Annotated in this window: 11 protein-coding genes; 4 read left to right on the top strand and 7 right to left on the bottom strand. The window is 45.0% G+C overall.

What is annotated here, in order from left to right; translation table 11 throughout:
- Position 1: 1 nt before the first annotated feature.
- Entirely contained in the window at positions 2-2,764 is a 2,763-nt protein-coding gene (polA, locus tag HMPREF0658_RS07540) for a DNA polymerase I (protein ID WP_006949860.1), read from the top strand.
- 329 nt (positions 2,765-3,093) lie between these two features.
- Here the strand turns inward: polA and deoC are convergent, their stop codons facing one another.
- The 6 genes from deoC to mnmG all read right to left on the bottom strand — a co-directional run bounded on the left by deoC (position 3,094) and on the right by mnmG (position 9,668).
- Positions 3,094-4,035: a deoxyribose-phosphate aldolase gene (gene deoC, locus HMPREF0658_RS07535; protein ID WP_006949859.1), complete on the bottom strand. Its 942-nt coding sequence runs from the start codon at positions 4,033-4,035 to the stop codon at positions 3,094-3,096.
- Between the two features lie 2 nt (positions 4,036-4,037).
- Positions 4,038-4,397, bottom strand: a complete 360-nt coding sequence (locus HMPREF0658_RS07530; protein WP_050748701.1) for a nucleotide pyrophosphohydrolase — start codon at positions 4,395-4,397, stop codon at positions 4,038-4,040.
- Between the two features lie 134 nt (positions 4,398-4,531).
- Positions 4,532-4,984, bottom strand: a complete 453-nt coding sequence (gene dtd / locus HMPREF0658_RS07525; protein WP_006949855.1) for a D-aminoacyl-tRNA deacylase — start codon at positions 4,982-4,984, stop codon at positions 4,532-4,534.
- A 168-nt stretch (positions 4,985-5,152) separates the two neighbouring features.
- Complete coding sequence (uvrC, locus tag HMPREF0658_RS07520) at positions 5,153-7,000, bottom strand: excinuclease ABC subunit UvrC (protein ID WP_006949853.1); 1,848 nt, start codon at positions 6,998-7,000, stop codon at positions 5,153-5,155.
- Positions 7,001-7,194: 194 nt separating this feature from the next.
- On the bottom strand, positions 7,195-7,725 hold the full coding sequence (locus HMPREF0658_RS07515; RefSeq protein WP_024990952.1) for an adenine phosphoribosyltransferase: 531 nt from the start codon (positions 7,723-7,725) through the stop codon (positions 7,195-7,197).
- 71 nt (positions 7,726-7,796) lie between these two features.
- The gene (gene mnmG / locus HMPREF0658_RS07510; RefSeq protein WP_006949851.1) at positions 7,797-9,668 is read right to left on the bottom strand and encodes a tRNA uridine-5-carboxymethylaminomethyl(34) synthesis enzyme MnmG; all 1,872 of its coding nucleotides are present in this window, start codon (positions 9,666-9,668) and stop codon (positions 7,797-7,799) included.
- Positions 9,669-9,890: 222 nt separating this feature from the next.
- On the opposite strand from mnmG, the gene HMPREF0658_RS07505 reads away from it, so the two are divergent.
- The 3 genes from HMPREF0658_RS07505 to HMPREF0658_RS07495 all read left to right on the top strand — a co-directional run bounded on the left by HMPREF0658_RS07505 (position 9,891) and on the right by HMPREF0658_RS07495 (position 13,462).
- The gene (locus HMPREF0658_RS07505) at positions 9,891-10,577 is read left to right on the top strand and encodes a succinate dehydrogenase/fumarate reductase cytochrome b subunit (RefSeq protein ID WP_006949850.1); all 687 of its coding nucleotides are present in this window, start codon (positions 9,891-9,893) and stop codon (positions 10,575-10,577) included.
- A 37-nt stretch (positions 10,578-10,614) separates the two neighbouring features.
- Positions 10,615-12,561, top strand: coding sequence for a fumarate reductase/succinate dehydrogenase flavoprotein subunit (locus tag HMPREF0658_RS07500; RefSeq protein ID WP_006949849.1), 1,947 nt, complete (start codon positions 10,615-10,617; stop codon positions 12,559-12,561).
- Between the two features lie 145 nt (positions 12,562-12,706).
- The gene (locus HMPREF0658_RS07495; RefSeq protein ID WP_024990951.1) at positions 12,707-13,462 is read left to right on the top strand and encodes a succinate dehydrogenase/fumarate reductase iron-sulfur subunit; all 756 of its coding nucleotides are present in this window, start codon (positions 12,707-12,709) and stop codon (positions 13,460-13,462) included.
- Between the two features lie 88 nt (positions 13,463-13,550).
- Here HMPREF0658_RS07495 and priA read toward each other — a convergent pair whose 3' ends face one another.
- A complete protein-coding gene (priA, locus tag HMPREF0658_RS07490) occupies positions 13,551-15,821 on the bottom strand; it encodes a replication restart helicase PriA (RefSeq protein ID WP_006949847.1) in 2,271 nt (756 codons plus the stop codon).
- Positions 15,822-15,835 lie beyond the last annotated feature (14 nt).

The following is a 15,835-nucleotide window of genomic DNA, read 5'->3' as shown; positions in this document are numbered from 1 at the left end:
AATGGAGAAATTATTTCTTTTAGATGCTTACGCATTGATATACCGTTCTTACTATGCCTTTATTAAAAACCCGAGAATCAATTCCAAGGGACTGAACACATCGGCCATTATGGGCTTCTGTAATACGTTGAATGAGGTGCTTACCAAAGAGAAACCCACTTATATCGGCGTGGCTTTCGACCATGGTCTGACCTTTCGCAACGAGGCTTTTCCGCAGTATAAAGCACAACGGGAGGAGACTCCGGAGGATATTAGGAAGTCGGTTCCTCTTATCAAAGACATTCTGAAGGCTTACCATATTCCGATTCTTCAGGTAGATGGATTCGAGGCAGATGATGTGATTGGCACTCTTGCCACTCAGGCACAAGACGCGGGAGTTGAGACTTTTATGCTTACTCCCGATAAGGATTACGGGCAATTGGTAAGCGACAATGTGTTTATCTTTCGTCCGCGACATGGTGGAGGTTACGAAACAATGGGCGAAAGAGAAGTGATGGAGAAATATGGAATTAGCTCTCCGAAACTTGTTATCGACCTTTTAGCACTCATGGGCGATGCTTCCGACAATTTCCCAGGCTGTCCGGGCGTGGGAGAGAAGACCGCCGTGAAGTTGATAAACGAGTTTGGAACCGTGGAAGACTTAATGGCGAGGACATCGGAACTGAAAGGTGCGTTGAAAACAAAAGTCGAAACACACCTCGATGACATTAAGATGTCGAAGTTTCTTGCTACCATCCGGACGGATGTTCCCATCGACTTGCAACTCGATGAGTTAAAGTTGGTGGAACCCGACCATACCCGTTTGACTGAAATTTTTACCGAATTAGAATTTAAAAGCTTTGCCGACAGAATATTAAATAAAAGTGAAAAGAAACCAATAAACACCAACCAACAACTCGATCTCTTTGCTGTAAATACGACCGAGCATGCGGACGTGACTGAAAAAACGAATTATGACACGATTAAAACCGTGCAACATGACTATAAACTCATTGAAAATGAGGAAGAAATGCAAAGAGTTTGTGATTTATTTCTTACAAAACAAACTGTAAGTATAGACACAGAAACCACTTCTCTCTATGCTATGGACGCTGAATTGGTGGGTTTGAGCTTTGCCGTTGAAGAGCGACAGGCATTTTATGTACCTGTTCCCGCTGACCGGAAAGAGGCTGAGAAAATCGTGAATATTTTCAAACCATTGTACGAAAGCGAAGCCATTATGAAAGTAGGGCAGAACATGAAGTACGATTTAGAGGTGCTCAGAAACTACGGAGTCTGTCTTCGCGGTGCTTTATTCGATACCATGATTGCCCATTATCTTATTCAACCGGAGCTTCGCCACAACATGGATTATATGGCCGAGGTGTACTTGAACTATCAAACCATTCACATTGATACGCTCATCGGGGCAAAGGGGAAGCATCAAAAGAGTATGCGCGAACTATCGCCGGCTCAGGTGTACGAGTATGCCGCAGAAGATGCAGACATTACATTGCAGCTGAAAAACGTGCTTGAACCTAAGCTACGAGAAGTGGAAGCAGAAGAGTTGTTCTATCAGATAGAGATGCCTTTAGTGCCCGTTCTTGCTGAAATGGAGATGAACGGCGTGCGTATAGACACGCAATCGCTGAAAGAGACGTCGGATATTCTTACCCGACGCATGCACGATTTGGAAGCCCGTATCTATGAATTGGCCGGCGGTGAGTTCAATATAGCTTCGCCCAAACAGGTGGGCGACATGCTTTTCGGAAGAATGAAAATCATAGATAAACCCAAGAAAACCAAGACAGGGCAGTATGTTACCAGTGAAGAGGTGTTGCAGCAGTTGAGAGGCAAACATGAGATAGTGGGTGATATATTGGATTACAGAGGCTTGAAAAAACTCCTCGGAACCTACGTTGATGCTCTTCCCAAACTGATAAATACCCGTACAGGACGCATTCATACATCTTTCAATCAGACCGTTACGGCTACAGGACGTTTGTCGTCGAGTGAGCCGAACTTGCAAAACATACCTGTGAGAGGGGAGGATGGCAAAGAGATACGGAAGGCTTTCATACCCGAAGAGGGATGTTTGTTTTTCTCGGCCGATTACAGTCAGATAGAGCTACGTGTGATGGCACACCTCAGCGGCGATGCTCATATGATAGAGGCGTTTAGAGAGGGCTACGATATTCATGCCGCTACAGCTGCCAAAATCTATGGACGGGCAGTAGAAGACGTGACCCGCGATGAGCGAACGAAGGCTAAACGTGCCAATTTCGGCATCATTTACGGTATCACAGTCTTTGGTTTGGCGGAGCGATTGGACATCGACCGCAATGAGGCAAAGCAGTTGATAGACGGTTATTTCATGATGTTTCCGCAGGTAAAGGACTATATGGAGCATTCAAAAGAGGTGGCTCGGACGCATGGTTACGTGGAAACCATCTTCCATCGGCGACGTTATCTACCCGACATCAACAGTCATAATGCCACCGTTCGTGGCTTTGCAGAACGCAATGCCATTAATGCGCCGATACAGGGGAGTGCTGCCGACATCATAAAAGTGGCTATGATACGCATTTATCGTCGGTTTATGAAGGAGGGAATACGGTCGAAAATGATACTGCAAGTTCATGATGAATTGAATTTCAGCGTATTTCCTGAAGAGAAAGAACGGGTGGAGCGTATCGTGATGGAGGAGATGCAGCAGGCTTATCCCTTACGTGTGCCGCTCGTGGCCGACAGTGGCTGGGGCACAAATTGGCTGGAAGCGCACTGAGCCGGCTCACGTATTGACAACGGAAAGAAAAGCGTTTGGAAAATCCACAGCAAGTTGTTGAAAAACAATGAGATAAGGAAGAGGTTGAGAAAGCATAGCTTTGAACGCCTGAAAGCTATGCTCGAACGACGTGAAAGCTATGAGATGGCGTGGTAAAAGCTATGCTTTTGCATGGGAGGGGGTGAACATAGATGTTTGTCCCCTTATGGGGTGATAGTGTTTTCCACATCCGATTCTGACGTTTACGCTGTGTCAGGACAGTACGAAAAAAGGGGATGGAACCGTATTTTCCATCCCCTTTGCTATAAGATATACGGTAAGTAACCGCGTTAGAAGAACTTGGTTTCCTGCCCCACAAGCTCGCTCAGCAGTAAGTTAGCCAAGCGACTTGTGCCCAAACGGAACCATTTGTTGGTGAGCCATTTGTCGCCTAATACCTCTTTTACAAGGGTGTAATAGGTGATAGCGTCCATAACGGTGTTGATGCCGCCTGCCGGTTTGAAGCCAATCTGTATGCCGGTGCGATCGTAATACTCTTTGATGGCTTGACACATGACGTATGCCGCTTCCGGCGTAGCAGAGATTTTCTCCTTTCCTGTGGATGTTTTTATGTAGTCGGCGCCGGCATACATAGCCAGCAGCGATGCCTTTTTGATGTTGGAAGCAGTCTTAATGTCGCCTGTTTCGAGGATGACTTTCAAGGGAACACTGCCACAAACCTGCTTTAACTCGCTGATATCATCGCACACGCCCTCGTAGTCGCCACTGAGAAACTTACCTACCGGCATCACAATGTCTATCTCTGTGGCACCGTCTTTGATAGCCAATGCCGTCTCGGCCACCTTTACCTCGATAACAGCTTGTGAGGAAGGGAAGGCACCGGAGACACAGGTTGTTTCCACACCTTCTATCTCGCAACTCTCGCTTACAATGGAAGCGAAACACGGGTAAGTGCAGATGGTGGCCACATGGGGCAGGTCGGGGTAGACTTCATCAAAGCGGTTCACTTTTTCAACGAAAGCAAGGATGCTTTCATCGCTGTCTGTGGTGCTGAGAGAAGTGAGTTCGATGCTGCCGAAAAGAAACCGTTTGACCTCGGGAGTGTCATTTTGGTGCACTTTCTCGGCAATAATTTTTCTTACCGCTTGCTGTACGTCGTCATCGGAAAGCTCGGTGTTGTAGAGCGAGAGTGCCTCTTGGTACTTGCTCTTCTCTGGGGCGTGATGGTGGTGATGGTGGTGTTCGGGTTCAATGTTTTTTGTTATTGCCATAATTATTTGAGTTTAGGGTTATTGATATGTCTGTCTTTGTCTCTTGCGGTCTTTTTGCTAATGCTCTTTCTGAGTTCGGCTGTGAGGTCGGTACCGGTTTGGTTGGCCAGGCAGATAAGTACCCAGAGCACGTCTGCCAGCTCTTCACCTATGTTGTCGGTCTCGCCTTTTTTAAAGCTCTGGTCTCCGTATCGGCGGGCGATAATGCGAGCTAATTCGCCCACTTCTTCGGTTAAGCATGCCATGTTTGTCAGTTCGCTGAAGTATCTTACGCCATAGGTTTTCACCCAATGGTCTACCTCTAGTTGGGCATCAGCTATGGTGAGCGAGCGGTTTTCTTGGATTTCTTCTGCCGAAAGCATTGTTTCTATGGATGGATGTCTATCTGGTTGCATACTTGTGTGTATTGTCTTTTCTTTTGATGGATAACTCGTGATGTCGTCATTGCCTCTTATTTGGGTTTTGGTGGGCATGTTGCGCGATGGTGAAAGGTTGCTTATGCTTTGTTTTTTGTGTCCATACAGATGGTTACGGGGCCATCGTTGAGGAGTTCTACTTTCATATCGGCACCGAAGATACCTGTGGCAACATCTTTTCCGAGGACTGCCGAGAGTTGCCGACAGAAGTGCTCGTAGAGCGGGATAGACAGCTCATGAGGGGCTGCATGGATGTAACTCGGGCGATTGCCTTTCTTATAGGAGGCCATGAGCGTGAACTGACTGACAACGAGAACCTCGCCGCAGATGTCTTTTACCGACAGGTTCATCACGTTGTTTGCATCGTTGAAAATACGCAGCGTTGCCACTTTCTTCACAAGCCAGTCGGCATCTTCTATGGTATCTTCACTGCCAATACCGAGTAGGATGAGCAACCCTTGACCAATGGCACTTTGCTCTTGACTGTTGATAGTTACGGAAGCGTGGGATACGCGCTGAATGACAATTCTCATGATGGGCAGTTGCTATGGGTTACAACGGTGCGACGGGTGGGGTGATTTGTGGGGAATGTTGTGGAATGTGTAAGTATTTTTACATTCTCCATCTTACGAATGGATTTATATTCTTTATGTGATTGAACATGAAACGACGAAATGATGATTTTACAAAGATAGCTTAATTTATTGAGTTTCTGCCGTTTCTTCGTGAAAATATTGGTAGACAAGGTGGGCTTTTGCTTGTCCTATAATCTTTGTAAGTGTTTGAATATTTGCTTCTTTTATGCTTTCCACGCTTCTCAAACTCCCCAATAGGGCATCACGGGTTTTGCTGCCAATACCTTTAATTTGGTCAAGTTCGGAGTGTAAAGCGTTTTTACTGCGCTTTTCTCTATGAAAGGTAATGGCATAACGGTGAACCTCGTCTTGTATCTGTGTAAGTTTGTGGAAGAGTTCGCTGTTTACTTTCAGGGCAACGGTTTGCGGGGGAAAGCCGCAAAGGAGTTCATTGGTGCGGTGGCGGTTGTCTTTTGCCAATCCTGCAATAGGAATGGAAAGGCCTAATTGGTCTTCAATGACCGTTCTGACGACCTCCATCTGTCCCTTTCCTCCATCGGTAATAATAAGATGGGGCAGTGTACTTCCCTCTTCGAGCATACGGGAATAACGCCGATAGACCACCTCTTGCATGGAAGCATAGTCGTTGGGACCTTCTACGGTCTTGATGTTGTAGCGGCGATAGTCTTTCTTCGAGGGTTTAAAGCCTTTGAAAACGACACATCCGGCCACAGCATTGGTTCCTGAAATGTTGGAGTTGTCGAAACATTCGATGTGGTAGGGAATGTTGGGGAGTTTGAGCTTCTCTTGCAACTCTTTCATTAATCGTACTAATTTCTGCTCGGGATTGAGCTTCTCTGCCTGCTTAAGCCGGTCGAACTGATATTGCTTGCAGTTCATTTCGGAGAGATCGAGCAACCGTTTCTTATCTCCTGACTTTGGAATAACGAAGAGAGCATCTTTTATTTTCCAATCTATCTCGAGCGGAACGAGGATTTCTCGTGCTGTGCTGTGGAAGCGTTCGCGTATTTCGGGAATGGCCATCAGCAGTAAATGGGTATCGCTTTCGTCTAATTTTCGTTTGTATTCGAAGGTGAAACTTTGATTGATAACACCGTTTTTTACGTGTATGTAGTTGATGTAAGCGTTCTTTTTATTGGTATCATTGGCAATGGAAAAGACATCGATGTCGGTGATAGTATGACTCACGACTTCGCTTTTTTCACAGAAATTCTTGATAATCAGATATTTCTTCTTTAGCTCTTCGGCTTCTTCAAATTTGAGTTCGGAAGCCTTCTGCTGCATTTCGTTGTAGAGATATTTGCTTACTTCACGTGTGTTGCCTTTGAGAATTTCCCGCGCTTGGGCAATGTTGGCGAGATATTCTTCATGGGTTTGCTTAGCAATACATGGGGCATCGCAGTTTTGAATGTGGTATTTTAAACAGGGCTTGTATTTCTTTTTGAGGATGCCTTCTTGTGTAATGGGGAATCGACAGGTACGAGGTTTATAGAGTTTGTTAATCAAGTCAAGGGCGGCATGCATGGAACCGACGTAACTATACGGGCCATAATACGTGCCGAGCTTCTTGTTGATAGTACGAGTCTTAAAGATTCGGGGGAAGAACTCATTGGTAATACAGATGGACGGATAGGTCTTTCCGTCTTTCAGCAGAACATTATAACGGGGATTGTACTTCTTGATGAGATTGTTTTCTAAGAGGAGGGCATCTTCTTCGGTATTGACAACCGTATAACTAATGTCCTGAATCTTGCTCACAAGTACCTTTGTCTTGTACCGATCCACCTCTTTGCGGAAATAAGAGGCCACCCGTTTCTTCAAATCTTTTGCTTTCCCTATATATATAATGGTATGAGAGCTATCGTAAAACTGATAGCTCCCGGGCATGTTGGGTAAGCTCTGAACGATTTCCCTCAGACGTTCCAGCCGATTCTCTTTTTCCTTTTGAGGCATTGCAGCTAAATCCCTTTCTGTAAACGTGTTAGCTATTTGCTTGTTTCACGTGAAACGTGTAGGGGCGTTATATATATTCCATTATGTACTTCCCTTCACAACACTTTCCATGTTCCATTCTCTTTATATAAGAAAGGTGCAGAGGAAAGGGTGTGGGGGAGGAGTGTATAAGCATGTGTGGTACTTCTTTTGTCTTATATTTGAATAAGAGTGTCTATTTGAGTGCCGGCATCAAAAGCAGCGCGACCATTCAAATCTTCGTTTACCAATTCAATGATAAAATTGACATAGATTTTCTTTGGGTTGAACTTCTTTACTAAATCATAGGCTGCTTTCATTGTTCCGCCAGTAGCAAGCAGGTCGTCGTGAAGTAAGATGGTGTCGTTTTCGTTAATAGCATCTTTGTGAATCTCTATCGTGTCGGTACCATATTCTTTGGTATAGGTCTCTTGTATGGTTTCGCAAGGTAACTTTCCGGGCTTGCGACACAAGACAATGCCTGCACGGAGCTTAAGAGCGAGTGCGGAAGACATGACGAATCCGCGGCTTTCTATTCCTACAATTTTTGTAATCCCTTTGTCTTTGTAAAGTTCGTAAAGCTCTTCGTTCATGATACGAAGGCATTCCGCACTCTTGAAAAGTGTGGTCACGTCTCTAAAGTTGACACCTTTGATAGGGAAGTCGGGAATACATCTCAAGTTCTTTAATAATGTTTTGTTATTCATTTTCAATGTTTTATACTTTTGATTATGATGGTTTTGTTTCACGTGAAACCGTGTTTTTGTGATAGTACTTTTTATCTTCCAAGCAACACAAGCAGTACGTTGATGTCGCTGGGGGAAACTCCCGGGATGCGACTTGCCTGTGCCAACGTTTCGGGATTTATGTTCTGTAACTTTTGTCGGGCTTCTGTCGCGAGTTGATTCATTTCCATATAATTGAATCTGTCTTTGATCTTGATGTTTTCAAGCCGATGCATCTTTTCGGCAATGATTCGCTCTCGTTCCACATAGCCTCTGTATTTGATTTGAATTTCTGTAGCCTCAATGATTTCTTCTTTTCTGTTTTTCGGTGCATTCAGTATATCGTTGAGTTCCGGGATGATGCTTCCTATTGCATTCAAACTTACTTGCGGTCGGGCGATTAAGTCTATTATCTTAGCACTTCTCTGAATGGGTGTTGTACCAATTCTTTCTAAGGCAGAGTTAATATCTTTTGCTTTTAAGGACGTCTTTTCGCAGAAACTGAGAATCTTTTGAATGTTCTCTCTCTTTTCTTGCCAGTAATCGTATCGTTCTCTCTTTGCTATTCCTAAATGATAAGCACGTTCCGTGAGCCTTGCATCTGCGTCGTCCTGTCGCAAAAGGATACGATATTCGGCGCGCGAAGTAAACATTCTATAAGGTTCATCTACGCCTTTTGTTACTAAATCGTCGATAAGCACTCCAATATAAGATTCATCGCGATGCATAATAAAAGGTGTACCATTATTGCAATGAATAGCTGCATTGATACCGGCAACAAGCCCTTGTCCTCCCGCCTCTTCGTAACCGGTTGTTCCATTTACCTGTCCGGCGAAGAAAAGACCGCTGATTACCTTTGATTCCAAGGAGTGTGTGAGTTGAATTGGGTCGAAATAATCGTATTCTATTGCGTAACCCGGGCGATATATCTTTGCTTCGCGAAGTGCGGGAATTTGGTGCAATGCCTCAATCTGTACTTCCATGGGCATACTAGATGAGAAACCATTGAGATACATCTCATTGGTTGTCTCTCCTTCGGGTTCTAAGAAAAGCGGATGTTGTTGTTTATCAGGAAATGTGATGAGCTTTGTCTCAATGGAAGGGCAGTACCTTGGGCCGATACTTTGTATTTGTCCATTATATAATGGTGAATCTTTTAACCCCAAGCGGAGCACTTCGTGGGATTGAGGGGTGGTATAGAATGTCCAGCAAGGCAGCTGATTCAATTTTCGGGGCTTGCCAATAAAGCTGAATTGATGGAAGTCTGATTCTCCTTTTTGTATTTCTGTATCTTCAAAATGTATGGAGCGCTTATCGAGACGGACGGGTGTTCCTGTTTTCATTCGCCCTTTTCGAATGCCGTGTTGCGTAATACTTTCGCTGAATTTCAGTACTGCCGGTTCTGCGAGACGTCCGCCTTGAACCTGCGTTTTACCGATGTGCATCACACCGTTGAGAAACGTTCCTGCGGTAATAACGATACTTTTGGCAAACATCTCGGCACCCCACATTGTACGGACGCCTACAGCTGTATGATTTTTTACAATAAGTTCTTCGGCTTGATCTTGCCAAATATCGAGGTTCGGGGTGTGATCCAAGATGCTTCTCCATTCCCAAATAAACCTTTCGCGGTCACATTGGGCACGCGGACTCCACATCGCCGGACCTTTAGAACGGTTGAGCATGCGGAATTGGATGGCAGTAGCATCGGTTACCAAGCCCATCTGTCCACCTAAGGCATCTATTTCCCGTACGATTTGTCCCTTTGCAATTCCCCCTATAGCAGGGTTGCAACTCATCTGTGCAATTTTGTTCATATCCATAGTAATCAGACATGTAGTTGCACCCATGTTGGCAGATGCAGTTGCAGCTTCACAGCCGGCATGTCCGCCTCCTATAACAAGGACATCGTAATAGAATTTCATTCACACCAAAATATTTCTCCGCAAAAGTAACAAATTAAATCGAATTTTTATTAGAAATGCTTTGATTTATCATTAAAATATAGTATTTTTGCAGCGTCTGCGTAGTACCTCTATACCTAACAATAGGTATTCCGCACCTTTGACAATCGCATGATGAAACCTTGATGACAATAGAAAATAAAAATAATTTCTAACATTTAAATATTTAAATCTTAATCATTTATGTGGTTAATCAATTCATCTATTGGTAGGAAAGTCGTGATGTCTGTTACCGGTATTGCGCTTATCCTGTTCTTGACGTTCCACATGTCAATGAACATCGTGGCACTTTTTTCGGGAGAAGCCTATAATATGGTTTGTGAATTCCTGGGTGCTAATTGGTATGCAGTTGTTGCTACGTTGGCATTGGCTGCACTTACGGTCATTCATATCGTTTATGCTTTCATCTTGACGGCACAAAATCGTAAGGCGAGAGGTAATGAACGGTATGCCATTACGGCATCTGACCCGAAAGTAGAATGGGCATCTAAGAACATGCTTGTTCTGGGTTTGATTATCTGTTTGGGTCTTTTGCTCCATTTATTCAATTTCTGGTATAACATGATGTTTGCTGAGATTGTAGGCTTTGAAGCAAAGTTCCATCCCGCAGATGGTTTTGCTTACATCAAAGACACTTTCGCTAATCCTGTTTATGTCGTTCTTTATGTGATTTGGATTGTAGCCCTTTGGTTCCACCTCTCTCACGGATTCTGGAGTTCTATGCAAACTTTGGGCGTAAGCGGAAAGGTTTGGTTCAACCGCTGGAAGATGATAGGAATCGTTTATACCACATTCCTCATGTTAGGATTCCTCATCGTTATATTGGCGTTTGCTTGCAAATGTGCACCCAGCCTTTGTTGTTATGTTTAATCCTCACTTCACTTTAATACCTTAAACAAATAATAATATGGTACAAATAGATTCTAAGATTCCCGAAGGCGCATTAGCTGAGAAGTGGACTAATTATAAAGCTCATCAGAAACTTGTAAACCCTGCAAACAAGCGTAAGCTGGATATTATCGTCGTAGGAACGGGTCTTGCCGGTGCAAGTGCTGCTGCCTCATTGGGCGAAATGGGTTTCCGTGTATTGAATTTCTGCATTCAGGATTCGCCCCGACGTGCTCACTCTATTGCCGCTCAGGGAGGTATCAATGCCGCTAAGAATTACCAGAACGATGGCGACTCTGTTTATCGACTCTTTTATGATACGATTAAAGGAGGTGACTACCGCGCCCGTGAGGCCAATGTTTATCGTCTTGCAGAAGTCAGTGCCGCGATTATCGACCAATGTGTAGCACAAGGCGTTCCTTTTGCACGTGAGTACGGAGGCATGTTAGCCAACCGTTCTTTTGGTGGAGCACAGGTAAGTCGCACGTTTTACGCTAAGGGTCAAACCGGTCAGCAACTTCTTCTCGGTGCTTATTCGGCACTCAGCCGTCAGGTAGAAGAAGGCACAGTAAAGCTCTATACACGTTATGAGATGGAAGACCTCGTTATCATCGATGGTCGTGCCCGTGGTATTATTGCCAAGAATTTGGTAACCGGTAAGCTCGAACGCTTTGCCGCTCATGCCGTATGTATTGCCACCGGAGGTTATGGAAATGCTTATTTCCTTTCTACGAATGCCATGGGTTGCAACTGTACTGCTGCCATAGCATGCTATCGTAAGGGGGCATATTTTGCAAATCCCGCTTACGTTCAAATACATCCTACTTGTATTCCCGTGCATGGCGACAAGCAATCTAAGCTGACATTGATGTCCGAGTCTCTGCGTAATGACGGACGTATTTGGGTGCCAAAGAAGTTGGAGGACGCCAAGAAACTTCAGGCCGGAACGCTTCAAGGCCGTGATATTCCCGAAGAAGACCGCGACTATTATCTGGAGCGTCGTTACCCTGCATTCGGCAACCTCGTACCTCGCGACGTGGCTTCACGTGCAGCCAAAGAACGTTGCGACAAGGGATTTGGCGTAAACAACACCGGCCTTGCTGTCTTCCTTGATTTCTCCGAAGCCATCAACCGTTTGGGCAAAGATGTTGTCGGCCAACGTTATGGCAACCTATTCGATATGTATGAGGAAATTACGGATGTTTCCCCGTATGAAAATCCCATGATGATTTACCCCGCCATTCACTATACCATGGGTGGAATTTGGGTCGATTATGAGTTACAAACCTCTATTCAGGGACTCTTTGCTCTTGGCGAATGTAACTTCTCCGACCACGGAGCCAACCGTCTTGGAGCGTCTGCGCTCATGCAAGGACTTGCCGATGGTTATTATGTCATTCCTTATACATTGCAGAATTACTTAAGTGACCAGATTTCTGTACCGCGCTTTTCTACCGATCTTCCTGAGTTTGTGGAAGCCGAAAAGAAAGTTCAGGCCGAAATCGATCAACTTTACAACATTAAGGGAGACCTCAGTGTAGACACTCTTCACAAACGTCTTTACGGTATTCTTTGGAATAAAGTGGGCATGGCCCGTAATCTCCAAGGTCTCCAAGAAGCACTTGTTGAGCTGAAGGAGCTGCGTAAGGAATTCTTCTCCCGTGTTCGTATTCCGGGTGAGAAAGAAGGTCTGAATGTAGAACTTGATAAAGCCATCCATTTGCGCGACTTCATTATCATGGGTGAACTCATGGCTTATGATGCCATTGAGCGCAACGAGAGCTGTGGCGGACATTTCCGTGAAGAGTACCAGACAGAAGAGGGCGAGGCCAAACGCGATGACGAACATTACATGTATGTTTCCTGTTGGAAGTATGCCGGCTCTGATGACGAGAAGCCCGAGCTTCTGAAAGAAAACCTCGACTATCAGTATATTAAGGTACAGACACGTAACTATAAATCATAACACATCATCATGGATGAAAGGATTTCTCTTTTCAAATGGTTGTTATTTTGAGCATTCTCTCTTTATCGGAGATACGATATACCGACAAATCGCAGCCTCTGACATGGAAAATCCTGCATGATGTAACGATTAAAACTTAATGACAATGGATAAAAATATAAGTTTCACGCTGAAAGTTTGGCGTCAGAACGGCCCCAAAGCCAAAGGTTATTTCGATTCTTTCGAGATGAAAGACATCCCCGGAGATACTTCTTTCCTCGAAATGTTGGATATTCTCAACGAGCAATTGATTGAAGATAACAAGGAGCCTTTTGTCTTCGACCATGATTGTCGCGAAGGTATCTGCGGCATGTGTTCGCTTTATATCAATGGACATCCTCATGGTCCGGCTACGGGTGCTACCACCTGTCAGCTTTATATGCGTCGTTTCAAAGATGGAGATGTAATTACCGTCGAGCCATGGCGTTCTGCTGCTTTCCCCGTTATTAAGGATTGCATGGTTGATCGTGGAGCTTTCGACAAGATTATACAAGCTGGTGGTTATACCAGTGTACGCACCGGACAGCCTCAAGATGCAAATGCTATTCTCATACCGAAGGAGAATGCCGACGAAGCGATGGACTGTGCAAGCTGCATTGGCTGTGCTGCCTGCGTAGCAGCATGTAAGAATGGTTCTGCTATGCTTTTCGTTAGTTCCAAGGTTAGCCAACTTGCACTCCTGCCACAGGGGCGTCCCGAGGCAGCCAAACGTGCCAAGAGCATGGTTATGCGCATGGAAGAGTTAGGTTTCGGAAACTGCACCAACACGCGTGCTTGTGAGGCCGAATGTCCTAAGAACGAAACGATTGCCAATATTGCACGGTTGAATCGCGAGTTTATCGTTGCAAAACTCAACGACTGATACTTGCCAATCGGCAATGATTCATTAAGAAAACGTCCATCGGGAACTTCCCCGATGGACGTTTTCTTTGTATCTTTTTTCATTTCATTTACATAGGGTCTACATCGTAAACCACAGTAAGTGCACCGTATTTCGGGTCTTTCAGCATTTCTTCCTGTGCTTTTCTCAGGTAAAGGCGCACCCGTTTCCCGTCGATACCTCTTTCTAATTTCAGCACGATTTTACGGATATACAATGTTTTTACCTTAGCGATGGCCGGTTTGTCGGGGCCTAATACCCGTTCGCCGAACCACTCTCTGAGCCGAGCTCCCATTTCTATTGCTGCTGTTTCCACTACATTTTCGTGTTTATGTCTTAAGTACACATAAATCAAATGATAGAAAGGCGGATAGTGGAATTGTCGTCTTTCTTCGAGCAAATCAGTAGAAAACGCATCGAAATCATTCCTAACCACCTGTTCGATGACAGCTATTTCGGGGTTTTTTGTCTGTAAAATCACCCTTCCTCGTTTGCCTTTGCGTCCTGCCCGTCCGCTTACTTGAGCCATCATCATGAATGCGTGCTCATATGCACGGAAGTCCGGATAGTTCAACATCGTGTCGGCATCGAGGATTCCCACTACATTTACATGTTCAAAGTCCAAGCCCTTACTTACCATTTGCGTACCTATCAGCACGTTTGTCTTGCCCGACGAGAACTCATTGATAAGTCGTTCGTAGGCGTTCCGGGTGCGTGTTGTGTCCAAATCCATGCGTGCTACGCGTGCTTCGGGGAAGATTTCACGTATCGTATCTTCTATTTTTTCCGTCCCGTAACCATATCCGTGTAATTCAGAGCTACCGCAACAGGGACATTCTTTTGGCACAGGATAAGTGTAACCGCAGTAGTGGCATGTCAGTTGGTTCATGTTTTTATGCAAGGTCAGCGATACATCGCAGTTAGTGCACTTAGGTGTCCATCCACAGACACGGCATTCCACTACCGGTGCAAAGCCTCTTCTGTTTTGGAAGAGGATTACCTGTTCGCCACGATTCAGTGCCTCTCGTATCGCAGCCAGCAAGGATGGTGATAACAGTCCTTGCATGATTTTTCGTCGGCGGAGGTCTTTGATGTCTACCACTACAATTTCCGGAAGCTCTATGTCCTTGTATCTTGTCATGAGTTTCACCAATCCGTATTTTCCTTGCACAGCGTTATAATAACTTTCCATCGAAGGTGTGGCTGTACCGAGCAGCACTTTTGCTCCATACATCTGTGCCAAAACAATGGCTGCGCTGCGGGCGTGGTAGCGTGGTGAGGGGTCTTGTTGCTTGAAAGACGTTTCATGCTCTTCGTCTATAATCACGAGTCCCAACCGATGAAACGGAAGAAAAAGCGCACTTCTTGCGCCTAAAATTACTCCATACGGATGAGCCGACAGCTGTTTATTCCAAATTTCTACGCGTTCGGCATCGCTGTATTTAGAATGGTAAATGCCTAATTCTTCGCCGAAGATATGGCGCAGTCTACTTGTAATTTGTACTGTCAGAGCAATTTCCGGCAAGAGGTAGAGCACCTGTTTACCCTCTTCCAGCGTTTTTTTTATAAGATGGATATACAGTTCCGTTTTGCCACTCGATGTTACTCCGTGCAGCAATACCACGTCTTTCTTTAGGAATTGGAACACTGTCTGGTTGTATGCGTCCTGCTGTATCTTTGTCAGCGGTTTTATTTCGCCGAGCTGTGAGCTTCCACCCTTACTTAACCGTCCCACTTCACGCTTGTAGGTAATCAGCAAATGGCGGTCTGTCAATGCTTTGATGATGGTCGATGAGCAGTGAGAAGCATTCATCAGTTCCTCTCGGGTTATCTCGATAATTCCTTCATTTTTCCCCGTTTCATCGATTGTATCCCAGCGAGAAAGACGTAGAAAATCAAGAAACACCTGTTGTTGTTTTTGTGCTCTGGAAAGCATGTCTATGGCTACGTGCAATGCTTGTTCGGTTCTGAACCTCTCGCCTAACGTAATATAGGTTTCCATTCGAGGTTTATACCCCTCTTCCATCTTCAGTCCCGAGGGCAGTGCAGCCTTATATACATCGCCCAAAGGTGACATGTAATAGTCTGATATCCAATTCCATAAACGGTATTGCTTATCGAGTAGCACCGGTTTGCTGTCTAACGCCTCTGTAATAGGTCTCACCGTAAAAGCCGGTTTCTCATTGTGTGTCCTTGCCACGATGCCCGTATAGCTTTTTGAACGTCCTAAAGGTACGACTACACGCATACCGAATCCCACCTTTTCCGACAGCTTTTCCGGCACGGAATAGGTAAAGACGCCTTCCAAGGGTAATGGGAGTATGACATCAACGTATTTCATTCTTCGGCAGTTTC

Source organism: Hoylesella marshii DSM 16973 = JCM 13450 (assembly GCF_000146675.1).
Lineage (GTDB): Bacteria > Bacteroidota > Bacteroidia > Bacteroidales > Bacteroidaceae > Prevotella > Prevotella marshii.
Note: the sequence above shows the minus strand (reverse complement) of the source record. Positions and strands in the feature narration are given on the sequence as shown.